Below are 22,839 nucleotides of genomic sequence, written 5' to 3'. Positions count from 1 at the left end.
GGAATCATGACTGACAACCAGAGCATCATCGCAGCCCAGCAGATCAAGCAGGGCCCGATCCTCGAAGTCAAGGACCTGCAGGTCGACTTCACCACCGACACCGGCAAGGCCGTGCACGCGGTGCGCAACTCCTCGTTCTCGGTCTACCCGGGACAGTGGGTGGCCATCGTGGGCGAGTCCGGCTCCGGCAAGTCCACGTCCGCCATGGCCGTGCTGGGCCTGCTGCCCGGCACCGGACACGTCGTGGGCGGCTCCATCAAGCTCGAGGGCCAGGAGATCGCCGGGCTCTCGCAGAAGGAGTACGACAAGCTGCGCGGCTCCAAGATCGGCCTGGTCCCGCAGGACCCGATGAGCAACCTCAACCCGGTGTGGCGCATCGGCACGCAGGTCAAGGAGGCGCTCGACGCCAACAACATGGACGTCTCCAAGGAGAAGCGCTCCAAGCTGGCCGCCGCCCTCGCGTCCGAGGACTCCTCCGTGGCGCTCAAGGGCGAGGACGACGAGCTCTTCGTCGCCTCCAAGGACCTGCCCGCGCTGCTCGACGCCGCCAAGGCCGCTCTGGAGAAGAACGGCGTCAAGCGCGTCGAGGAGGAGATGAACTACTTCCGCGACGAGTGGGTGCCCGGCTCCGAGACCCGCTGGCGCGTGGCCAAGGACCTCATCGACGCCGGCGTGAAGGACGACGAGGCGTGGGCCATCGCCAAGAAGTACGTGCTCGGCTCCACGATGGAGGACCGCATCGCGGGCCTGCTGTCCGAGGCCGGCCTGCCGGACGCCGCCACGCGCGCCCGCCAGTTCCCGCACGAGTTCTCCGGCGGCATGCGCCAGCGCGCGCTCATCGCCATCGGTCTGGCGTGCCGCCCCGATCTGCTCATCGCCGACGAGCCGACCTCCGCGCTCGACGTGACCGTGCAGAAGAAGATCCTCGACCATCTGCACATGCTCACCGACTCGCTGGGCACGTCCGTGCTCTTCATCACCCATGATCTGGGCCTCGCCGCCGAGCGCGCCCAGCACATCGTCGTGATGTACAAGGGTCAGGTCGTCGAGTCCGGCCCGTCGCTCGAGGTGCTCCAGCACCCGCAGCACCCGTACACCAAGCGCCTCGTGGCCGCGGCCCCGTCGCTTGCCTCCCAGCGCATCATCTCAGCCAAGGAGCGCGGCGAGAACACGGACGCGCTGCTCGAGCACAAGGTGGCCGGCGAGAACGAGCTGGCCAAGAGCGAGCACATCATCACCGTGGAGCATCTGACCAAGGAGTTCAAGCTCCCGCGCAAGAAGGAGATGTTCAAGGCCGTCGACGACGTCTCGTTCTCCGTCAAGCGCGGCACCACGCTGGCCATCGTGGGCGAGTCCGGCTCCGGCAAGTCCACCGTGGCGAACATGGTGCTCCACCTGCTCACGCCCACCTCCGGCAAGATCACGTACGAAGGCCGCGACACCTCGACGTTCAAGGCCAAGGACATCCTGGACTTCCGCCGCCACGTGCAGCCGGTGTTCCAGAACCCGTACGGCTCGCTCGACCCGATGTACTCGATCTTCCGCTCCATCGAGGAGCCGCTGCGCATCCACGGCATCGGCGACAAGAAGAGCCGCTCCAAGCGCGTGCGCGAGCTGCTCGACATGGTCGAGATGCCGGTCAGCGTCATGGGCCGCTACCCGAACGAGCTGTCCGGCGGCCAGCGCCAGCGCATCGCCATCGCGCGCGCCATGGCCCTCGAGCCGGACGTGATCGTGTGCGACGAGGCCGTGTCCGCCCTCGACGTGCTGGTGCAGGACCAGGTGCTGCGTCTGCTCAACGACCTGCAGGCCGAGAAGGGCCTGAGCTACCTGTTCATCACCCACGATCTGGCCGTGGTGCGCCAGATCGCCGACGAGGTCGTGGTGATGCAGCACGGCAGGCTCGTGGAGCACGCCACCACCGACGAGGTGTTCGACCACCCGCAGAAGCAGTACACGCGCGACCTGCTCGACGCCATCCCCGGCGGCAAGCTGCAGCTCGGCCTCGACTGAGCCGACTGCGCGCGTCCGCGATGGCGCTGCACTAGCGCTTCGATATCGCCGCGACAACGAATGAGCCCCTTCCCGTGGAATGCGGGAAGGGGCTCATTCGCGTCAGAAGGCGTGGAATCGCTGCATCAGCGGCAGATGCGGGAGATCGGCTCCCACGGCTGGATCACCGTCGCCTCGCCGTCCGCGGCGGCCAGCGTGCGCTCGTCCAGATACTCCCTGCGGATGATGAGCTCCTGCACGAAGCGGTCGAACCAGTCGGCGGAGGCCACGAAGTAGCCGTCCTCGCCGTTGTCCTTGCCCCAGCTGTTCTCCACCTTCCAGCGGTCGGGACGGCCCTGCTCGTCCAGGTTCACGCCGGTGAGCGTCATCGCGTGGTTCGAGGGGCTGTCGCCGTACTCCAGCCCCTGCGCCTTGTCGAACGTGAACTCGGTGCCGAACAGCTCGTCCACGCGCACGCTGGCGCGGTCGAAGATGCCGGCCTTGCGCAGCGCGAACTGCGTGCAGTCGCAGGCGAACCAGATCGGGTGGCCGGCGGCGAGCTGGTCCACGGCGGCCTTGCGGAACGCGTCGAGCGGCACGTTGACGAAGCCCATGAGCCCCGCCTCGGCCACGTTGCCCGTGTAGGCGAGCTCGTAGCGGCGCCAGTACGGGCGGCTCTTCAGCGGCGCGTTGACGATGGAGACGAAGCCGTCGAGGTCCTCGCCGACGTACTTGGCGGCGAACTCGCGGGGCGTGATGCCGCGCTCGACGATCCGGCGGCGCGCGTCGATGCCGGAGTGGGCGTCGCCGTCCTTCGTTGCGTCGTCGGCGCCGTCCTTGACGCGCAGCAGCAGGTCGAAGCGCGCCGGCGGCTCGCCCATGGCGATCGCGCAGATGCGGTACACGGTCGCCATCATCGCGCGCTTCGCCTCGCGCAGCTCGTCGACCGAGGCCCCCGCCGCATGGCGGTCGCGCAGCTCGGCGGCGAACTCGCGCGCCTTGGTGTTGAGGTACTGCCCGAACGCGGCGGAATCCTCGGAGTTCGCGGTCTCCGGGTAGGCGCTCTTGGGCACGAGGCCGTACTTGTTCACGAGGTTGACGAACATCTGCCACCAGCCGCCGTCGTCGGCGGGGCCGGCGTTGATCTCCTGGAAGACTCGGCCGTCGGTCGGCTCGTCCAGCGTGGCCAGCACGTTCTCCAGATAGAAGTTCGTCTTCTCCAGCTTGTCGTAGAAGAACAGGTAGCTTTCCGAGAACTCGAAGTCCTCCAGGTTCCAGCGGTGCATGAGCTCGTAGCGCAGCGTGTTGAGCGCGGCGAACATCCAGCAGCGGCCGGAGTGCTTCTGGTTGGTGATCGAGCCCTGCTTCAGCTCGATCGAGAACGTGCGCGGCAGCTCGCGCACGCCGCGGTACGCGGTGGCGGCGGCGAGCACGCCGACCGACGTCGCGGCGTTGGCGGCCACGAGGTTGGCGCGGTCGGCGTTGAACGCCTTCGAGTATTCGCTGAGCTGTTCGGGCGTGATGGCCGTCGCGGACGCGGATGATGCCATGGGATTCCTTTCGTCGGATCGTGCGGGCTCCTCGGGCCCGCCCGTGCGGAAGTCTACTCGGCGCGCCGCGGCCGCGGCGGACGGCGCGGGGATGCGCGGCGCGGCATGCGCGGTAGGGGAGGAGCGGTATGGTCGGCAGATATGACGATCACCATCACGACATCGAACCTCAACGGCATCCGCGCGGCGAAGCGCAAGGGCATCGACGCATGGGGGCGCGCCAACGCGCCGGACGTGTGGTGCATGCAGGAGGTGCGCGCCCCGCAGCAGGACGTCGACGCGATCTTCGACGGATTCGCCGAGGAGTATGCGGCCGCCGGCAAGGTGAAGGGTCCCGGCGATCTCGGCCGCATGAACGAGGTGTGCCGCGTCAGGGGACGCGCCGGCGTGGGCCTCCTCACCGATCTGGAGGTGCTCGGACGCCGCTTCGGACTGCCGGGCCTCGACGAGGACGTGGACTCCGGGCGTTGGATCGAGGCCGACGTGAGGACGCCGCAGGGCTACGTGATCACCGTGGCCTGCGTGTACGTGCACGCGGGCCAGGCCGAGGACGAGACGAAGATGGCGCAAAAGTACCGTTTCCTCGACGCCATGGGGGAGCGCCTCGCCGCGCTGCGCGACGAGGCCGCGCGCGGCGGACGCCAGGCCGTGCTGTGCGGCGACTTCAACATCGCGCACACCCCGCTGGACATCAGGAACGCGAAGGCCAACGTCAGGCACGCCGGGTTCCTGCCCGCCGAGCGCGCCTACGTGGACCGCTGGACCGACGAATACGAGTTCGTGGACGTGGTGCGCTACCTCGCCGGCGACATCGACGGGCCGTACACGTGGTGGAGCCAGCGCGGCCGCGCGTTCGACAACAACGTCGGATGGCGCATCGACTACCAGTTCGCCACGCCCGAGCTCGCGGAGACCGCGTGCGGGTTCGTGGTGGACAAGGCGCCCACGTACGAGGCGCGCTGGAGCGACCATGCGCCGCTGACCGTCCGCTACGACGTGTGAGGACGGGCGCATCCCGCGTTCAGGCGACGCCAAGGCGGGGTGCTAGGCTTGGCAACGTTGCAACCTGCGATCCGTGTTTGAAATGAGGAACCATGGGACTGTTTGGATTCGGCAAGAAGAAGCATCAGGACGACGCCGCGTCCGAGGCCGAGGCCGACGAGACGAAGAAGGACGCCGTCGAGGCCGAGGCCTCCGAGGCCGATGAGCAGACCGATGCCGACGAGCAGGCCGCCGAGGGCTTCTCCGGCCGCGGCGAGACCACCGGCCCGTGGGACGTGGACGACGAGGACGTGCCCGACTACGACGAGTACCTCGACATCGGCTCCCTGATGCTGCCGATGCTGCCCATGCAGTTCGAGAACGCCGCGCTGCGCCTCAAGGGCGACCGCGCGACCGGCGCCGTGCTGGGCGCCATCATCACCGTGGGCAACTCCACGCTGGAGCTCGAGGCCTACGCCGCGCCGAAGACCATGGGCCTGTGGGACGACGTGCGCGCCGATCTGCGCGACGCCAACCAGGAGGCCACCGAGGTGGACGGCACCTTCGGCAAGGAACTGCTGCTGCCGGTGCACCTCAAGGGCGGCACCGTGCTCACCCGCATCGTGGGCGTGGACGGCCCGCGCTGGATGCTGCGCGGCATCTTCGCCGGCAAGGCCGCCGAGGACGGCGAGGAGCAGAAGAAGGTCCTCGACGAGTACTTCACCAAGGTCGTCGTGGTGCGCGGCGAGGAGCCGCTCGCCCCGCGCGACATGATCCCCATGCACCCGCCCATCACCCCGGCCCAGCGCCGCGCGATGGCCGAGGCCGCGGCCAACGGCGAGCAGGACGACGCCGCCGACGGCGTGATCCCGGGACGCCCGCAGGGCCCGTTCAACTCCGACCACGAGACCGAGACCAAGACCACGCTCTCGCGCGGTCCGATGTTCTCCGAGGTGCGCTGATCCCCGCATGGCAGGCATGAGCGACGGGAACGCGGCCGGACGGGACGCGCGCAGACGCACGGGACTGGCCTCGCTGGCAGGCGCGGACGCCGACGACTTCTCGGTGATCGAGGCGATCGGCGGTCCGCGCGGCGTGGTCGAGTCCCTGCTGCCCGGACTGGTGTTCGTGGTGATGTTCATTGCCACCTCCAACCTCGAGCTCACGGTGATCGTCTCCGCGGTGCTCGCCGGCGTGCAGGTGCTGGCCCGGCTCGTCCAGCGCCAGTCGGTGATGGGCGCGCTGAGCGGGCTGATCGCCGTGGGCATCTGCCTGGTCTGGGCATGGAAGAGCCACGAGGCGCGCAACTACTACACGTTCGGCTTCATCACCAACGCCGTGTATCTGGCGCTGCTGTCGCTGTCCATGATCGTGCGCGTGCCGGGCATCGGCCTGATGGTGGAGTTCGTGCGCACGCTGCCCACGTCGAACCTGCGCGCGTGGCTGGCCGACTGGCGCGGCGACCGGGCGCTGTGGCGCGCGTACATGATCGTCACGGGCCTGTGGATCGCCCTGTTCGGGCTGCGTCTGGCGGTGCAGGTGCCGCTGTGGCTGGCGGACAACGTGGCGGCGCTCGGCATCGCGCGTCTGATCATGGGCATCCCGCTGTGGGCGATGGCGATCTGGGTCTCGTATCTCGTCATCGCCACGCCGCTGCACCGGCACCGCGCCCGCGCGCTCGCCGGCCCCACGGAACCCACGGAACCGACGGAAAGGAACCGCACCGCATGAAGGCACAGGTGCGCATCGAACGCTACGCCGATCAGGGACGCTGCGTGGCGCACATCGACGGGCGCGTGGTGTTCGTCCGCTTCGCCCTGCCCGGAGAGCTGGTGACGGTCGAACTCGACGAGCCGCATGAGCGCGACGACCGTTTCTGGACCGGCGAGGTCACCCAGGTGCTGGAGCCGAGCGACGACCGCGTCGACCCCGTCTGGCCGCTGGCCGGACCGCTCGCGTTCGGCGGCGGCGTGGGCGGCGCCGATCTGGTGCACGTCTCGCTGCCCGGGCAGCTGAGGTGGAAGGCCGCCACGGTGGCCGAGCAGATGCGCCGTCTGGGACACGTGGACGTGGACGTGGACGTGGAACGCATGCCCGGGGACGAGGGGGAGCAGGGCCTGCACTGGCGCACCCGCATCGAGCTGATCGCCGACGAGGAGGGATTCGCCTCGATGCGTCGCCGCGGATCGCACGTGCGCGTGCGTCTGGACGACATGCCGCTGGCTAGCCGGGCGCTGCTCGACGTGGCCCGGCGCGAGCACGTGTGGGACGGCGGCTTCGAGCCCGGCGCGCAGATCCGGCTGGCGGTGCCCGAACCGCGCGGCGGCGCGGCGGACGGCGATGCGGCGGGGGACGACGACTTCGCCGTGCTGGTCGACGGCGAGCTCGTCGCGGGACGCCGCCGCCTGACCGAACGCATCCGCGTGGACGGACGCGGCTTCCGTTACGACGTGGACGCCGCCGGCTTCTGGCAGATCCACCGTCAGGCGCCCATGCGTCTGCCCGAATACGTGCTCTCGCTGGTGCGCGGGGCGCTCGACGGCGCCGGGAACGCCACGATCTGGGACCTCTACTCCGGCTCGGGCCTGTTCTCGCTGCCGCTGGCCGCGCTCGCCGCGCCGCGCACGCGCATGCTCACCGTCGAAGGCGCGCCCGCCGCCGTGAAGAGCGCCCGGCGCAACCTGCGCGCCGCGGGTCTGGACGGCGTGGACGCCCGCTGCGGCGACGTGGCCAAAACCCTCGCGCAGGTGCCGGACGATCTCGCCTCCCCGGACGTGGTGGTGCTCGACCCGCCCCGCGCCGGCGCCCGCGCCAAGGTGTGCCGCAGGATCGCCGCATCCGGCGCCCGGGCCGTGGTCTACGTCGCCTGCGACCCGACGAGCCTCGCGCGCGACACCGCGACGTTCGGCGAACTCGGCTACGTGCCGGCGAGCGTGCGCGCGTTCGACATCTACCCGATGACCCACCACGTCGAGACGGTGGCCCTGTTCCGCCGGGCCTAATACAATCGCGTCCTATGGCAATGGCAAGGAACAGCATCCGGCGGGTCGCGCGCGCCGCCGCATCGCTCGCGGCGCTCGCCTCCGTCGCGTCGCTCTGCGCGGCATGCGTGCCGAACGGCGTGGCCGTGGGCGACACGCAGGCGGTCGAACCCTCCATCCAGCACGACGGCGTGGATGTGTGGGACGCCATCATCATCTACGTGGGCTCCACGGGCGAATCGTCCACCGACCGTCCGGTCGTGAACGCGTTGCAGGACTCCGGGCTCAACACGGCCTACATGTCGATGCAGGGCATCGACCCGTCCTCGGGCAACCGCGCCATCGTGGACGCCACCAACCGCAACCTGTCGGCCGTGATGATCGGCCCCAACGACGTCAACGGCTGGGCGGACGGCCTCGCCACGGCGCGCGAGGCCGGATATCCGGTCATCCTCGTGGATCCCACCGCCCCCGTGACGCTCGACGAGACGCTGTACGCCGTGATCTTCCACGTCACCGACGATCCGTCCGCGCCCACGGTCCACGACGCGGCGATCCAGGTGATCGACGACCACGCGCACGAGAAGACCATGGACGTGCGCCTGGGCTGACCGGCATACGTGCGTTTCGTACGCATCCGTCGACGGACCGCACCGTCCAGCGCATGCTGCGGCTAGGCTACGAACTATGACCTCCCAAGCCGCATCCGCCGGCCGCGCCGCGTCGCCGGCGCCCGCCGAGCCCGCACCGTCCGCATCCGCCGCCGCGTTCCCCGAAGTTCCCGAGACCGGCCTGACCGACGCGCAGGCCGCCGAACGCGCCGCGCAGGGGCAGGCCAACCGGGTGCGGACGCGCTCGTCGCGCTCCGTGGCCGAGATCGTGCGCGCCAACGTGTTCACCCTGTTCAACGGCATCATCTTCGCCGCCATGGTCATGGTGCTCGTCACCGGGTCGTGGAGGGACGCGGTGTTCGGTTTCGTCATCATCATCAACACCGGCATCGGCATCGTCACCGAGCTGAAGGCCAAGCGCACGCTCGACCGCCTGTCCATCCTCGTGGCCTCGCGCTTCACGGTGCGCCGCGGCGGACGGGACGTGGAGGTGCGCCACGACGAGATCGTGCTGGGGGACCTCCTGTGGCTCAGGGGCGGCGACCAGGTGCCCGCCGACGCGAGGATCGTGCGCACGTGGGGGCTGGAGCTCGACGAGTCGATGCTCACCGGCGAGTCGCGCACCGTGCGCAAGGGGGAGGGCGACCAGATCTACTCCGGGTCCACGGCCGTCTCCGGCATGGCGCTCGCGGAGGTGAACGCCGTGGGCGAGCACGGCTACGCGGCCACGCTCACCGTGCAGGCGAAGGTCTACAAGAAGACCGTGTCCGACCTGACGCGCGGCATCAACACGATCCTCAAGTTCATGACGTTCCTCGTGGTGCCGCTGTGCGTGCTGCTCGTCTGGTCGCAGATCCGCGCCGTGGGCGGATGGGACCATGCGCTCGCCACCGGCGAATGGCGCGCGGCCGTGGTCTCCGCGGTGGCCGGCGTGGTGGGCATGATACCGGAGGGCCTGGTGCTGCTCACCTCGCTCAACTTCGCGCTCGCCGCCATGAGGCTCGCGCGCCGGCAGACGCTGGTGCAGGAGCTGGAGTCCGTGGAGACGCTGGCGCGCGTCGACTGCCTGAACCTGGACAAGACCGGCACCATCACGGACGGCGGCATCGCGTTCGACCGGATCGAGATGCTTCCCGGCGCGGCGACCGGCGAACCCGAGGCGCTGCAGGCCCTGTACGATCTGGCGAACGAGGAGAACCCGAACGGCACCGGGCTCGCCGTGCTCGCGGCGCTCGGCGCAGGAGACGACGGGGGAGACGGGGGAGACGGAGCGGGACTCGCCCCCGGCGACGTGTCCGCGCGCGTGCCGTTCTCCTCCGCGCGCAAGTGGAGCGCGGTGGCGCGCCCCGACGGCACGGTCTGGTTCATGGGCGCCCCCGAGGTGCTGCTGTCCGCGCTCGACGCGGACCGTCCCGACGTGCTGGAGCGCGTCAACGCCCACGCCGCGGACGGCAGCCGCGTGCTGCTCGTCGCCCGCGCGGACGTCTCCCGCTCCGCCGCCGCGTCCCTCGCCGACGCGCCGGGCCTGAACCCTCACGCCCGTCCAGAGGCGCTCGTCCTGTGCTCCGAACGCATCCGGGCCGACGCCGAACCCACGCTCGCTTGGTTCCGCGAACAGGGCGTGCGCTGCCGCGTCATCTCCGGCGACAACCCCGTCACCGTGGGCGCCATCGCCCGACGGGTGCGCCTCACCGGCGACGAACCGCCCGTGGCCATGGACGCGCGCGACCTGCCCGAGGACGTGGACGAGCTGGCGCGCGTGCTGGAGAACGTGGACGTGCTCGGCCGCGTGCTGCCGGACCAGAAGAAGGCCATCGTGAAGGCGCTGCACACGCAGGGCCACGTGGTGGCGATGACCGGCGACGGCGTCAACGACGCACTGGCGCTCAAGGAGGCGGACCTCGGCATCGCGATGGGCAACGCCGCGTCCGCCACCAAGGCCGTGGCGCAGGTGGTGCTCGTCGATTCGCGGTTCTCGCACCTGCCGGACGTCGTGGCGCGCGGACGTCAGGTCATGGCGAACATGGAGCGCGTGGCCAGCCTGTTCCTCGTCAAGACCGTCTACTCGGCGCTCATCTCCCTCGCCGTGGTGCTCACGCAGATCCCGTACCCGTACCTGCCGCGGCACATCACGTACATCGGCGCGCTGACCATCGGCATGCCCGCCTTCATCCTCGCGCTCGCGCCCAACACGCGCCGCTACATGCCCGGGTTCCTCCGACGCGTCGTGCACTTCGCGCTGCCCGGCGGCGTGGCCACCGCGGCCTCGGTGCTGCTGGCCGCCTACGCGCTGCCGCGCGTCATGGGATGGGACGTGGACGCCTCGGACGCCGACCTCGCGAATCTCAGGGCCACCTGCGCGATCATCCTGTTCGTCATGGGCATCTTTGTGCTCGCCCGCGTGGCCCGTCCGCTCAACGGATGGCGCGGCGTGCTGGTCGCCTGCTTCGCGGCGGCCGGCGTGATCGGCCTGTTCATCCCGTTCGTCCGGCGCTTCTTCGCGCTCGTGGTGCCCGGCGGCACGCTCATCCCCGCCACGTTCGTCGCCATGGCCGGATCGGCCGCGGTGTTCCTCCTGTGCCTGTGGATCGTGCCCATGATCTGGCGGATTATCGCACGCATGACCGCGACACGCTAGAGTTCATGTTTACGTAACCGACCACTGTTGCGCGGATAATCAGGATCATCCACACAACGACGTTCAAGCACGGAGGAAGCATGTCCGTTCGCGATGACCAGCTGTCCACGCTCAGCGTGGGAGGCAAGGACTTCGACTATTACCGCATTGACAATCTGCCCGGCATCGACCATCTGCCTTACTCCCTCAAGGTGCTGGTGGAGAATCTGGTGCGCAACATCGACGGCGCCAACATCACCGACGACCACGTCAGGGCGCTGCTCGACTGGGACGCGGACGCGCAGCCGAGCCACGAGATCCAGTTCACCCCGTCCCGCGTGGTGATGCAGGACTTCACCGGCGTGCCGTGCGTCGTGGATCTCGCCACGATGCGCGACGCCGTGGCGGATCTCGGCGGCGACCCGGAGGTCATCAACCCGCAGGTGCAGTCCGACATGGTCATCGACCATTCCGTGCAGATCGACAAGTACGGCACGCCGGACGCGCTCAAGCAGAACATGGACATCGAATACCAGCGCAACGGCGAGCGCTACCAGTTCCTGCGCTGGGGCCAGCAGGCGTTCCGCAACTTCCGCGTGGTGCCGCCGGGAACGGGCATCATCCATCAGGTCAACATCGAGTATCTTGCGAAGGTCGTCATGACCAAGGCTGCGGGGGAGACCGGGCTCGCGGACGGCCGCGACCTCGCGTACCTCGACTCCTGCGTGGGCACCGATTCGCACACCACCACCGTCAACGGCCTGGGCGTGCTCGGCTGGGGCGTCGGCGGCATCGAGGCCGAGGCGGCCATGCTGGGCCAGCCGATCTCCATGCTGGTGCCGCGCGTCGTGGGCTTCAAGCTCACCGGCTCCATCCCGGAGGGCGTCACCGCCACCGACGTGGTGCTCACCATCACCGACATGCTGCGCAGGCACGGCGTGGTGGGCAAGTTCGTGGAGTTCTACGGCGAGGGCATCGCGTCCGTGCCGCTGGCCAACCGCGCCACGATCGGCAACATGGGCCCGGAGTTCGGCTCCACGTGCGGCATCTTCCCGATCGACGACGTGACGCTCGACTACCTGCGTCTGACGGGCCGTTCCGACGAGCAGGTCGCGCTCGTGGAGGCATACGCCAAGGCCAACAAGCTGTGGGGCGACGCGTCCGCGCCCGACTACGTGGAGCCGCAGTACTCCGAGTACCTCGAGCTCGACCTCGGCACCGTGGTGCCGTCCATCGCCGGCCCGAAGCGCCCGCAGGACCGCATCGTGCTCGCCGAGTCCAAGCCGATGTTCGAGAAGACGCTGCCGGCCTACGAGACCGAGAGGACCGTGAAGGATCCGGTGGCCGTGTCGACCGACTTCCGCGGCGACTTCGCGCTGAACAACGGCGACGTGGCCATCGCGTCGATCACCTCCTGCACCAACACGTCCAACCCGTCCGTGATGGTGGCGGCCGGCCTGATCGCGCGCAACGCGCACGCCAAGGGCCTGAAGCCCAAGCCGTGGGTGAAGACGTCGCTCGCGCCCGGCTCGCAGGTCGTGGCGGACTATCTCGCCAAGGCGGGTCTGCAGGACGATCTGGACGCGTTGGGCTACGAGCTGGTCGGCTTCGGCTGCGCCACCTGCATCGGCAATTCCGGCCCGCTGCTGCCCGAGATCTCGGAGGCCATCAACGCCAACGACCTGACGGTCACGGCGGTCCTTTCCGGCAACCGCAACTTCGAGGGCCGCATCAGCCCCGACGTCAAGATGAACTACCTCGCCTCACCGCCGCTCGTGATCGCATACGCGCTGGCCGGCACCATGGACTTCGACTTCGCCACGCAGCCGCTGGGCGTCGACCGGGACGGCAACGACGTGTACCTCAAGGACATCTGGCCGTCCAACGAGGAGATCGAGCAGGTCGTGGCCGATACGGTCAGCCGCGAGATGTTCGTCAAGGACTATGCGTCCGTGTTCGACGGCGATGCGCGTTGGAAGGGGCTCGACGTGCCGGAGGGCGAGCGCTTCGCGTGGGATCCGAAGTCCACGTACGTGCGCCGCCAGACGTTCTTCGACGGCATGAGCGCCGAACCGGAGCCCGTGAAGGACATCCACGGCGCCCGCGTGCTGGCGCTGCTGGGCGATTCGGTGACCACCGACCACATCTCCCCGGCCGGCGCGTTCAAGGCGTCCAGCCCGGCTGGCCGCTATCTGATCGAACGCGGCGTGGAGCAGCGCAACTTCAACTCGTACGGCTCCAGGCGCGGCAACCATGAGATCATGGTGCGCGGCACGTTCGGCAACATCCGCCTGCGCAACCAGCTGCTCGCCTCGGTGGGCGAGGAGGTCACGCCCGGCGGCTTCACCTACGACTTCCTGGCCAAGAAGCCCACGACGATCTTCGAGGCGTCCGAGGACTACATCGCCAACAAGGTGCCGCTCGTGGTGCTCGCCGGCAAGGAGTACGGCACCGGCTCGTCGCGCGACTGGGCTGCCAAGGGCACGGTGATGCTGGGCGTCAAGGCCGTGATCACGCAGAGCTTCGAGCGCATCCACCGCTCCAACCTCATCGGCATGGGCGTGCTGCCGCTGCAGTTCCCGGAGGGCGAATCCTACGAGTCGCTGGGGCTGGACGGCACGGAGACGTACGACATCTCCGGCGTGGAGGAGCTGAACTCCGGCGTCACGCCGAAGACCGTGCACGTCACCGCCACGCACGCGGACGGCTCGGTCACCGAGTTCGACGCCGTGGTGCGCATCGACACCCCCGGCGAGGCCGACTACTACCGCAACGGCGGCATCCTGCAGTACGTGCTGAGGAACCTCATGAAGTGACGTTTGTTCGGGCGACGTTTTCGTCGTCCGAACAAACGTCATCCTGAGCGAAGGTGAACGCCGGATCCGAAGGATCCTTGGACTCTCCGGGATGTCCGTTTCCCGGGCGTCCAAGGATCCTTCGACTGCGCCCTGAAGGGCTTCGCTCAGGATGACGGGAGAGTACGGCTGACGGGAGAGTACGGCGCCCCGCCCATGTGCGGCAGGATGGCGTCAGGATGACGGGAGCAGGGCCGCGCTCCGCTCGGCATGATGGGGGAACGCGGCCCTTTCGTTCAGGGGACGGCGGAGGATCGCCGGGCATTCCGCCCGGCATGGCGCTTACGCGGCGCCTCTGCGGTACGTCTGCCAGATGTCGGAGAGGCTGCGCCCGTCGGAGACGCGTTTCCACACTTCGAGTCCGCCGCTGCGGCGTCCTCCCGCCGCGGCGCGTGCGGCGGCCGTCGGCGTGGGATATTCCGATCCGTCGTCGAGGCGGAAGCGTCCGTTCTCGGTCACCGTCGCGAACCATCGTTCGCCCTTGCGCGGCCGTTCCCACACCAGCTTCTCCCCGGGGATGAGGAGTCCCGCGGCGATGACCTGGCTGATGGTGACGCGCTTCGACCCGCGCTGCGGTCGCGCGGTCGCGGATGCGGGATCCAGCTCCTCCGGGGTCTTCTCCGTCAGGTCCGTGTGCCGCTCGTCGTAGCGGATGCCCCAGTATTCGGCGATCAGCCGTATCGTCGTCTCCTGCCGGTGCGCCAGCATCTCGGGCGTGCACGCGCCGAAGTCGTTGAGCTGTCTGGTCAGCGGGAACCGTTGCGAGTCCTTCTTGAGCGTGATGCGTTCGCGGCGGTCCGCGTATTCGGAGAGCGAGTCGAGCTGCTTCCGGTCGCCCTGCGCCAGCACCATGTTGCCCAGCCGCGGCAGCCAGCGGTCGTGGTCGTCCTGCGACCAGCCGGAGAACGATGCCGCGTGCGCGATGTCCAACGGCATGATGGGCAGCACGCACAGGCGTCGCGGCCTGGCGAGCCGGCGGCCGGTCAGCTGTTCGTTGGCTCGGACGAGCAGGAGCCGGGCGAGGTCGTCCTCGCCCTGGAAGTTGCCGTGCAGGCGGATGAGCGCCGCGTTGCGTTCCCGCGAGCCGACGTTGAGCGAGCTGATCTGCCGCAGCGCGAGTCCCTTGTCGAGTCCGCGGACGGCGTTGACCGGCAGCGCCTGACGGTCGTAGGCGCTCATGCGGGTGAGCGTGGCGACGCCGGTGACCCGTTCCAGCGCGGCGAGGACGTCGTCCAGCCGCTGCAGGTCGTGCGCGCCCAGGTCGGCGGTCCCGCCGGCTCCCGCGTGCGAGCCATGCCGTGCGCGCTGCGGCGTGTCTGCCTGCGCCGTGTCTGCCGGTGCGAACGGCGAGGCGTCGGGATCGCCGAGTCCGCGGAACGAGTGGACCAGCGCCCACATGGCCACGGGCTTCCATTCGTCGCTGCCGTAGTCGTTCAGCGCCTCCAGCCTGTCAGTGACGTTTCCGGGCAGCGCCGTCGCCGCGGACGGGCGTTCGATGACGCGCCATGCCATGGAGTATGGGGCGAGCACGTCGTCGATGAACGCGGCGGCCTTCCCGTCGTCCAGATATGGGCGCAGCACGCGCGTGGTGAAGTCGTCGATCAGGTTGCCTCGGGCCCGGTCTCTGGTGAGGATCACGGTCAGGGCGGTGAAGAAGCGTTCGATGACCGGCGAATCGTCGCCGAGCGGGTCCATGATGTCGTCCCACCGCGCGGCGTAGGCGTCGAGCTGCGTGGGGGAGAGCGCCGCGGCGACGTGCGACTTGAACACGTCGGCGGCGGTCAGCGGCAGTCCGCGCATGTTCATCACGTCGAAGATGCGGTGCGCGCCGTCCAGGTCATCGGTGGTGACGATCACCAGCGTGACGCCGTTGACCAGGTACGAGGCCAGATGATGCCGCTCGTCGGCGTCGAGGTTGTCGAGCGCATCGTACACGGCGCGCGTGTTGCGGAAGATGTTGCGCTGGGCGCCGGTGGGCAGGTCGTCCTCGTTGAGGTCGAACAGCGGCTCGAGGTTGCCTTCCTGCACGTATTCGCGGAAGAACGCGGCGTCTCGCTCGCGCAGGGTCAGTCTCGGCTCGTGCTCGATGCCGCGCAGCTTGTCGCCGTGTTCCATGAGCAGTCCGTCGAGCTTCTCCATCCAGTCGGCGTCCTGCTCGTGGTCGCGCAGCGCCGCGATGATGATCGATAGCGAGATGAGTCGCTGCTGGCCGTCGATGACGCTGAACCGGCGGTCCTCCTCGCGCACCAGGATGAGCGACCCCAGGAAGTAGGGGATGCCGGGGGTCTTGCATGCCTGCTCGAGATCCTCCACGAGCTGGAGGATGTTCTGCACCTTCCACACGTATGCGCGTTGGAAGGACGGGATGGTCAGTCGGAAATCCGGCGTGAACACCTTGCTGAGCGTCAGTTCCTGCGCATTGATCGCCATGCGACCCCCTTGGCTTGCGGCGCTTCGTGCGCCGATGGTTCCACCCTAGCAACGTGCGTGTATGTGCCCGGCGGCGGACCGGCGGCGGATGGACGGGCGATGGGCGGGCGACGGATGATGGACGACGGGCGAAGGACGCTACGGCCGCATGGGCAGGTCGGCGCGCTCCACGAGCCGGGCCATCTGGACCCGTCCCATGTCGAGCTTGTCGGCGGCGGAGGAGAGGTGGGCCTTCGCGGTGCGTTCGGAGATGAACATGCGCTGGGCGATCTCCGCGTTGGTGAATCCCTCGGCGGCGAGGACCACGGCCTCGCGTTCGCGCTCCGGCAGCCGGTCCAGCAGCGCCCTGGCCTCGTCCCTCCGGGATTGCGGCCGGGAGACGTTGAGGTCGGCGATGAGCTGGCGCTGGCTGGAGGGGTTGAACTGCGGGTCGCCGTCGCATACGCCCAGCACGCGGCGGATGATCTCGCCCGGCGCGTCGGTCTTGGAGACGAATCCCTCGGCCCCTGCCTCGATCGCGCGTTCCACGGTGCCCGCGGGGCTGAGCGACGTCAGCATGAGCACGTGCGGCGCGTCGGGCAGCGCCCGCAGCCGCCGCGTCGTCTCGATGCCGTCGATGCCGGGCATGGCGATGTCCATGAGCACCACGTCGGGGTGCTCCGCCGCGGCCCGTTCGAGACAGGTCGCGCCGTCGGTGGACGTGGAGATGACGGTGAGGCGGCCCGACGAATAGTCGGTGAGGATCAGGCTCATCGCCTGGCAGATCATCGGGTCGTCGTCGATGACGCTCACGGTGACGGTGCGTGCGTTCACCGGCGTCCGCGCGTCCGGCGCTTCCGCGCCGTCCGCGTGCGGGACGGTCATGCCCTGCTTGGCCGATCCGGGCACTGCCTCACCCGTGACGATGCCCGTGCCCGCGTTCCCCGCGTCCTGCACCCGTCCGTATCCGTCGTCGCTGCTCTTCTCGCTCACGTTGGCCATCTTAACCGTGCCATGGCAGCGTCACGTCGACGTGGAAGACATGTCGCTCGTCGACGCCGTACCGGCAGGTGCCGCCCGCGGAACGCACGCGCGCCACCAGCCCGGGCAGACCGGCGCCGTTGCGGGCCTCCGGCACGCCGGGCGGCGTCTCCCGTCTGGACGCCGGGTCGGGAGACGGCAACGCGCCCGTGCGAGATGAGGGTTTCCCGGATGCGGGTGTCCCGGAGACGGGTGCCGCGGCCTGTGCCGGCGCGATCGATGACGGCGCGGACGGTGTCGTCGCAGACGCCGGCATGTCCGGCGCGGGGGGAACCGCCTCACGCGTCGCTTCCCGGTCGGCGGGGACCGGATTGCTGATGTGGATGTGCACGCCGTCCTGAGGCGCGGCGGCGACCTCCAGCGACACCGGCGTGCCGGGCGCATGGCGGCGCGCGTTGGTCAGTCCCTCCTGCACCGCGCGGTACGCCACCTTGGCGATGTCGTCGTCCAGGGTGCTGATCTGGCTGATGTCGATCCAGGTGTTGAGCTGCATGCCGCTGTTGCGGACGTCGGTGATGAGATCGTCCAGCGATTCGCGGGTCAGCGACGTGCTCGTGGAAGGCCCGAGCTGCCGCCATGCCTGTGCGGGGTCGCGCAGCATGTTGATGATCGAATGGGCCTCGTCCAGCGCGCCCGCCGACTGACGTCGGATGTCCTCGGCCTTCTGCGCCAGCGTGCGGGCCTGCGCCGAATCGGGCAGGTGCGACGCCTCGGTCTGCAGCGCGCTGGCGTTGAGCGCGATGAGCGACAGCGAGTGCGCCAGCGTGTCGTGCGCCTCGGCGGCGATGGCGTCCGCGAGCTGCTGGTTGTTGAGGTCCGTTTGCAGGTTCTCCGCGTGGTGCCGCGCCGCGTTCACGCGGGCGTCGGCCTCGTCGAGCGCGGCCTTCGAGCGGATGTGCAGTCCGATGAGCACGGCGACCAGCGTCTCCGTCATCGCCGCGACGATGGCGAAGATGACGATCGTCAGGTCGTCGGTGAGCGGCACCAGCGGCACGCCGTTGGTGCCGGTTCCCGGCTTGGCGAACACCATGTGCCAGAACGAGGAGTCCGCGGGATGATAGGCGTCACGCGTCTCGGCCCACACCGAGACGACGGATCCGGCCACGATCGCGCGCAGCGTGCGCGACCGGTCGCGCCTCCTCGCCAGCAGCGAGGTCAGGGACATCAGCATCAGCGCCGGGCTGTAGGGCAGCAGCGAGACGATCGCGCAGCAGCACCAGAACACCGGTTCCGGGCGTGCGTCGCGCAGCAGCAGGACGAACGGCAGCACGAAGGACAGCAGCGTGGCGACGATCATCAGCGTGCCCATGGCGTTCGCGGCGTCGGCCACGTACCGTTGCGCGGCGAACGAGCACTGCGCCAGACAGCAGAAGACCGCGCACGGGATCATCACGGCCGTGCACCAGCGACGCGTGCGCACCGGCACCTCGTCCGGCGCCGGCGTCTGCGGATGCGCCCATGGTCTCGGCATGGCGCGATGCGGTCTGTCTGATTGAAGCATGACTCCACCGTATCGCCATTCCGCGGTCCGACACCATGGGACGAACGGGCACCGTGTTGACATGCACGTTGCCCGAACGGGCAGAGAGAAACGACCGGTCGGACAGTAGCGGCAACGATGCATGTTTTCATACCGTGAGCATGGACCTATCGAGATTCGAGAAAGAAGAACGACCATGGGAGACTCGAAAACGACTGCGCAGACGCAGCCCGTGAACGGCAAGAATGCGGAGAAGACCAAAAAGCCGATCTGGAAGCGTTGGTGGTTCTGGGTGATCGTCGTGATCGCGGTAGCGGCCATCGGAGGACAAGGCATGAAGTCGACGGGTGATCAGTCATCCGCTCCGACGACCGTGTCGCAACAAACCACATCGCAGCAGCAGACCACGACGCAGAACGATGCACCGTCCCAAACCGCGGCTCCGTCACAATCGGCGCAGCAGCCTCAGCAGTCCGCCGAGCCGAGCGTGCCCGCGGAATACCAATCCGCGCTAAAGCAGGCCGATACCTATGCGAACGTGATGCATATGTCGAAGGCAGGTCTACTCGCTCAGCTGACGAGCGAATACGGTGGACAGTTCTCTCAGGAAGCTGCCCAATACGCAGCGGATAACGTTCAGACGGATTGGAATGCCAATGCGCTGGCCAAGGCAAAGATCTATCAGAAGGATATGGCCATGTCTCCCAACGCGATCCACGATCAGCTGACGAGCGAGTACGGCGACAAGTTCACCCAATCCGAAGCGGACTACGCCATTCAGCACCTCAACGATTGAGTGCGGAAGATACCCTCGCCATGTCATGAACGCATGATGATGTCCCGATCACGGCGGGGTCACGGATATTCGGCAAGCTTTCAGGAAACCTCCTGAAAGCTTTGCCGTCTTTCCGGGAGGAATCGCACGGGGAAGTCGGTTCGCGTTCGGGCTGCGACGGTTCGATGGGGACCATGAACAACGAAACCAACATTCCGCAGGCCGGCCCCGCAGCGCCGGCAGCCGCTCCCCGTCGGAGCGACGCTCTTCCCACGGACGGCGGTTCCCGGACCGTCGAAGCCGTCGCCGTCGGCGCCGGCGTTCCCGGCCCCGCCGACGTCATCGCCCAGCACGCCGGCGCCCCGCGCCGCGTGGACGCGGACATCGTGATCCCCGTCTACAACGAGCAGGAGCAGCTGGCCGCCTCGGTCGTCACTCTGATGAACCATCTGGAGACGCACCGACGCGAGGGCTGGGCCTACACCTGGAACATCGTGATCGCGGACAACGCCAGCACCGACGCCACCTGGGGCATCGCCGAGCGGCTCTCCGCGCAGTACCCCGAACGGGTCCGCGCGATCCGCATCCCCGCCAAGGGGCGCGGCCGTGCGCTCAAGCTCGCGTGGGGCGAATCCCGGGCACGGGTCGTCGCCTACATGGACGTGGACCTGTCCACGGACATCGCGCAGACCGACGAGCTCATCGGCGCGCTGCTGTACGGCGGGGCCGACGTGTCCATCGGATGCCGCCTGTTCGACGAGTCGCAGGTCGTCCGCTCCGCCAAGCGCGAGGTCATCTCGCGCACCTACAACACCATGCTGCGCGTCATGCTGGGAGCCGCGTTCCACGACGCCCAGTGCGGCTTCAAGGGCATGACGTCCGAGGCGGCGCGGTATCTGCTGCCCCTCATCCGGGACGACGAATGGTTCTTCGACACGGAGATGCTGCTGCTGGCGCAGACCGTTAACATGCGCATCTGGGAGTTCCCCGTCCACTGGGTGGAGGACGCCGGCACCACCGTCAACATCCCGGACACCGTGCGCAAGGACCTCGCCGGCATGTGGCGCATGCGCCGCACGCTTTCGCGCATGCGGGCGAACGCCGAGGCCGCCGTGCCGCCGGCACCGGACGGACGCGGCAGGACGGCGGTCGCCGGGACGTCGGGCAAGACGGGACCCGCCGCGGCCGCGGCGACGGCATGAACATCCGGACACGCAAGGAGAACGCAAACTGATGGTCAACGCAGCATCACCCGCCGTGTCCGCAGGCCGCGGCATCCGCGGATACGTCCGACAGGCGACGGCATGGATGACGGGAGGACGGTTCGTGCAGCCGGAACCCGTCGTCACCGTCCGCGAGTCGGTCGCCGCCAGACGCACGCGCGCCGACTGGATCGGCCTCGGCACGCTCATGGGGTTCAGCCTCATCGTCATGTTCGTCAACCTCACCGCATCCGGCTACGCAAACGAGTTCTACTCGGCCGCGGCGCAAGCCGGATCCGTGGACTGGCGGGCGTTCCTGTGGGGCTCTTCCGACGCAGGCAACTCCATCACCGTGGACAAGCCGCCGGCAGCGATCTGGCTCATGGCCCTGTCCGTGCGCATCCTCGGACTGAGCTCGTTCGCCATCCTCCTGCCGGAGGCTATCTGCGGCGTGATCTCCGTCTGGCTCGTCTACGCGTGCGTCCGCAGGACCTGGGGCAACTGGGCCGGCATCATCGCCGGCTTCACGCTCGCCACCACGCCCGTGGCCGCGCTCATGTTCCGGTTCAACAACCCGGACGCCCTGCTCGTCGCGCTCATGACGGGCGCCGCCTACGCCGTGCTGCGATCGCTCGAATACCCGGACGAACGCCGCGCCAACCGCAGACGCACCGCATGGATGGCGCTCGCCGGCGTGCTCATCGGCTTCGGATTCCTCACCAAGCAGATGCAGGTCTTCCTGGTGCTTCCCGGCTTCGCCCTGGCGTTTCTCGTCGCCTCGCCCACCGGATTCCCGCGCCGCATCGTCGACGGTCTCGCCGCCGTGCTCGCGCTGGTGGTCTCCGCCGGATGGTGGGTGCTGCTCACCGTCATCGTGCCGTCCGGCTCGCGCCCCTACATCGGCGGCTCGCAGGCCGATTCGTTCCTCGAACTCACCTTCGGCTACAACGGCCTCGGCCGTCTGACCGGCGATGAGACCGGCGCCGTCGTGGGCGGCGGCGGCAACGGCAACGGCGGCGGCATGTGGGGCCAGACCGGCATCACGCGACTGTTCGACGGCGAATACGGCGGCCAGATCGCCTGGCTCGCGCCGCTCGCCGCCATGGGCATCATCGCCGGACTCATCGTCACGCGCCGTGCGCGCCGCACCGACGTGCGCCGCGCCAGCGTCATCGTCTGGGGCGCCTGGCTGCTGGTGACCTGGCTCACCTTCAGCCATATGGCGGGCATCTTCCACCAGTACTACACGGTGGCGCTCGCCCCCGCGCTCGCCGCGCTCGTCGGCATCGCCGCATCCGCGCTCTGGTCGCGCCGGAACACCTGCTGGGCGCGCGCCGCGGCATCCCTCACCGTGCTCGTCTGCACGCTGTGGAGCATCGAACTGCTCGGCCGCTCCACCTGGATGCCCGCGCTCAAGGCGCCGGTGCTGGTCTTCGGTCTCATCGCCACGGTCGCGCTGGCCGTGCTGGCGCTCGCGGCGGTGCCGATGCGCGGTCTGCGCGCGCTCAGAGGCATGGAGGCGACCGCGGCGCTCAACGTCGCGGGAGCGGCGTCGCTCGTGCTCGCCGCCGTGGCGCTCGCCATCGGGCCCGTGGCATGGACCGCCTACACGGTGTCCACCGGCCATCAGGGCTCAATCGTCACCGCCGGCCCCAATGTCACCAACTCCACCGGCATGGGCGGCGGCCCCGGCGGTCAGGGAGGTCCCGGCGGCCGCGGCGGCATGGGCGGTCCCATGGGCGACGGCGGTTCCGATGGCGGCTCATCCGACGGGGGCTTCCCCGGCGGCGACGGCGGCTCGGACGGCCAGAACCAGAGCCAGACGCAGGACGGCACGCGTCCGGGCGACGGCGGCAACGCCGAAGGCACCGGCATGGGCGGCGGCCGCGGCGGCGCGGGCGGACTGCTCGGCGGCGGCACCGCCAGCAGCACCGTCGTCGAGATGCTGCAGGAGAACGCCGACCAGTACACCTGGGCGGCGGCGACCACCGGATCCCAGAACGCGGCCAGCTACCAGCTCGCCAGCGAGCAGGCGGTCATGCCGATCGGCGGCTTCAACGGCTCGGATCCGAGCCCCACGCTCGAACAGTTCAAGCAGTACGTCGCCGAAGGGCGCATCCACTACTACATCGGCGGTGGCGGCATGGGCGGCAACCAGCTCGGCGGCTCCAGCGCCGCCAGCGAGATCGCCGAATGGGTCGCCGCCAACTTCGAGGCGCAGACCGTCGACGGCGTCACCATCTACGACCTGACCCAGACCGCCACCCAGACGGAGTGACGGAACGGGAAAGAAGACCCGCGCCCCGAACGGGAAGGCCCGGACCGATCGTCACCACCGATGGACG

The 22,839-nt window shown here is 69.0% G+C and carries 15 protein-coding genes; 11 read left to right on the top strand and 4 right to left on the bottom strand.

What is annotated here, in order from left to right:
* The first annotated feature begins 6 nt into the window (after positions 1-6).
* Complete coding sequence (locus G1C96_RS05025) at positions 7-2,013, top strand: dipeptide ABC transporter ATP-binding protein (RefSeq protein ID WP_169275558.1); 2,007 nt, start codon at positions 7-9, stop codon at positions 2,011-2,013.
* Between the two features lie 125 nt (positions 2,014-2,138).
* Here G1C96_RS05025 and G1C96_RS05020 read toward each other — a convergent pair whose 3' ends face one another.
* Complete coding sequence (locus G1C96_RS05020; RefSeq protein ID WP_169275557.1) at positions 2,139-3,542, bottom strand: C1 family peptidase; 1,404 nt, start codon at positions 3,540-3,542, stop codon at positions 2,139-2,141.
* A 141-nt stretch (positions 3,543-3,683) separates the two neighbouring features.
* Between G1C96_RS05020 and G1C96_RS05015 the strand changes: the two genes are divergently transcribed.
* From G1C96_RS05015 to acnA, 7 genes are all read left to right on the top strand, one after another.
* Complete coding sequence (locus G1C96_RS05015) at positions 3,684-4,544, top strand: exodeoxyribonuclease III (protein ID WP_169275556.1); 861 nt, start codon at positions 3,684-3,686, stop codon at positions 4,542-4,544.
* 92 nt (positions 4,545-4,636) lie between these two features.
* Complete coding sequence (locus G1C96_RS05010; protein ID WP_169275555.1) at positions 4,637-5,485, top strand: DUF3710 domain-containing protein; 849 nt, start codon at positions 4,637-4,639, stop codon at positions 5,483-5,485.
* 16 nt (positions 5,486-5,501) lie between these two features.
* Positions 5,502-6,254 (top strand): DUF3159 domain-containing protein, encoded by a 753-nt coding sequence (locus G1C96_RS05005; RefSeq protein ID WP_169275554.1) that lies wholly within the window; start codon positions 5,502-5,504, stop codon positions 6,252-6,254.
* Positions 6,251-7,525: a class I SAM-dependent RNA methyltransferase gene (locus tag G1C96_RS05000; RefSeq protein WP_169275553.1), complete on the top strand. Its 1,275-nt coding sequence runs from the start codon at positions 6,251-6,253 to the stop codon at positions 7,523-7,525. Before G1C96_RS05005 ends, G1C96_RS05000 begins: the two co-directional genes overlap by 4 nt.
* Positions 7,526-7,545: 20 nt before the next feature.
* The gene (locus G1C96_RS04995) at positions 7,546-8,115 is read left to right on the top strand and encodes a type 1 periplasmic-binding domain-containing protein (RefSeq protein WP_169275552.1); all 570 of its coding nucleotides are present in this window, start codon (positions 7,546-7,548) and stop codon (positions 8,113-8,115) included.
* Between the two features lie 76 nt (positions 8,116-8,191).
* Entirely contained in the window at positions 8,192-10,753 is a 2,562-nt protein-coding gene (locus G1C96_RS04990) for an HAD-IC family P-type ATPase (RefSeq protein ID WP_169275551.1), read from the top strand.
* An 80-nt stretch (positions 10,754-10,833) separates the two neighbouring features.
* On the top strand, positions 10,834-13,548 hold the full coding sequence (acnA, locus tag G1C96_RS04985) for an aconitate hydratase AcnA (protein WP_169275550.1): 2,715 nt from the start codon (positions 10,834-10,836) through the stop codon (positions 13,546-13,548).
* Positions 13,549-13,869: 321 nt separating this feature from the next.
* Here acnA and G1C96_RS04980 read toward each other — a convergent pair whose 3' ends face one another.
* The 3 genes from G1C96_RS04980 to G1C96_RS04970 all read right to left on the bottom strand — a co-directional run bounded on the left by G1C96_RS04980 (position 13,870) and on the right by G1C96_RS04970 (position 18,427).
* Complete coding sequence (locus tag G1C96_RS04980) at positions 13,870-16,017, bottom strand: GmrSD restriction endonuclease domain-containing protein (protein ID WP_169275549.1); 2,148 nt, start codon at positions 16,015-16,017, stop codon at positions 13,870-13,872.
* 138 nt (positions 16,018-16,155) lie between these two features.
* Entirely contained in the window at positions 16,156-16,785 is a 630-nt protein-coding gene (locus G1C96_RS04975) for a response regulator (RefSeq protein WP_240945113.1), read from the bottom strand.
* Between the two features lie 214 nt (positions 16,786-16,999).
* Positions 17,000-18,427, bottom strand: coding sequence for a histidine kinase (locus G1C96_RS04970; protein ID WP_417852170.1), 1,428 nt, complete (start codon positions 18,425-18,427; stop codon positions 17,000-17,002).
* A 286-nt stretch (positions 18,428-18,713) separates the two neighbouring features.
* Here G1C96_RS04970 and G1C96_RS04965 point away from each other — a divergent pair, with 286 nt between their 5' ends.
* From G1C96_RS04965 to G1C96_RS04955, 3 genes are all read left to right on the top strand, one after another.
* The gene (locus G1C96_RS04965) at positions 18,714-19,313 is read left to right on the top strand and encodes an Ltp family lipoprotein (RefSeq protein ID WP_169275548.1); all 600 of its coding nucleotides are present in this window, start codon (positions 18,714-18,716) and stop codon (positions 19,311-19,313) included.
* 173 nt (positions 19,314-19,486) lie between these two features.
* Entirely contained in the window at positions 19,487-20,494 is a 1,008-nt protein-coding gene (locus tag G1C96_RS04960) for a dolichyl-phosphate beta-glucosyltransferase (RefSeq protein ID WP_169275547.1), read from the top strand.
* A gap of 31 nt (positions 20,495-20,525) precedes the next feature.
* Positions 20,526-22,772, top strand: a complete 2,247-nt coding sequence (locus G1C96_RS04955) for an ArnT family glycosyltransferase (RefSeq protein ID WP_240945105.1) — start codon at positions 20,526-20,528, stop codon at positions 22,770-22,772.
* Positions 22,773-22,839 lie beyond the last annotated feature (67 nt).

The sequence above is a fragment of the Bifidobacterium moraviense genome, assembly GCF_012932365.1.
Taxonomy (GTDB): domain Bacteria; phylum Actinomycetota; class Actinomycetes; order Actinomycetales; family Bifidobacteriaceae; genus Bifidobacterium; species Bifidobacterium moraviense.
Note: the sequence above shows the minus strand (reverse complement) of the source record. Positions and strands in the feature narration are given on the sequence as shown.

Bases quoted from the DNA above. Each gene is read 5' to 3' on its own strand.
- G1C96_RS04970 (WP_417852170.1), bottom strand. From the start codon at position 18,427: ATGATCCCGTGCGCGGTCTTCTGCTGTCTGGCGCAGTGCTCGTTCGCC.
- G1C96_RS04965 (WP_169275548.1), top strand. From the start codon at position 18,714: ATGGGAGACTCGAAAACGACTGCGCAGACGCAGCCCGTGAACGGCAAG.
- acnA (WP_169275550.1), top strand. From the start codon at position 10,834: ATGTCCGTTCGCGATGACCAGCTGTCCACGCTCAGCGTGGGAGGCAAG.
- G1C96_RS05005 (WP_169275554.1), top strand. From the start codon at position 5,502: ATGAGCGACGGGAACGCGGCCGGACGGGACGCGCGCAGACGCACGGGA.
- G1C96_RS04980 (WP_169275549.1), bottom strand. From the start codon at position 16,017: ATGGCGATCAATGCGCAGGAACTGACGCTCAGCAAGGTGTTCACGCCG.
- G1C96_RS04990 (WP_169275551.1), top strand. From the start codon at position 8,192: ATGACCTCCCAAGCCGCATCCGCCGGCCGCGCCGCGTCGCCGGCGCCC.
- G1C96_RS05010 (WP_169275555.1), top strand. From the start codon at position 4,637: ATGGGACTGTTTGGATTCGGCAAGAAGAAGCATCAGGACGACGCCGCG.
- G1C96_RS05025 (WP_169275558.1), top strand. From the start codon at position 7: ATGACTGACAACCAGAGCATCATCGCAGCCCAGCAGATCAAGCAGGGC.
- G1C96_RS04955 (WP_240945105.1), top strand. From the start codon at position 20,526: ATGGTCAACGCAGCATCACCCGCCGTGTCCGCAGGCCGCGGCATCCGC.
- G1C96_RS05015 (WP_169275556.1), top strand. From the start codon at position 3,684: ATGACGATCACCATCACGACATCGAACCTCAACGGCATCCGCGCGGCG.
- G1C96_RS05000 (WP_169275553.1), top strand. From the start codon at position 6,251: ATGAAGGCACAGGTGCGCATCGAACGCTACGCCGATCAGGGACGCTGC.
- G1C96_RS04995 (WP_169275552.1), top strand. From the start codon at position 7,546: ATGGCAAGGAACAGCATCCGGCGGGTCGCGCGCGCCGCCGCATCGCTC.
- G1C96_RS05020 (WP_169275557.1), bottom strand. From the start codon at position 3,542: ATGGCATCATCCGCGTCCGCGACGGCCATCACGCCCGAACAGCTCAGC.
- G1C96_RS04975 (WP_240945113.1), bottom strand. From the start codon at position 16,785: ATGATCTGCCAGGCGATGAGCCTGATCCTCACCGACTATTCGTCGGGC.
- G1C96_RS04960 (WP_169275547.1), top strand. From the start codon at position 19,487: ATGAACAACGAAACCAACATTCCGCAGGCCGGCCCCGCAGCGCCGGCA.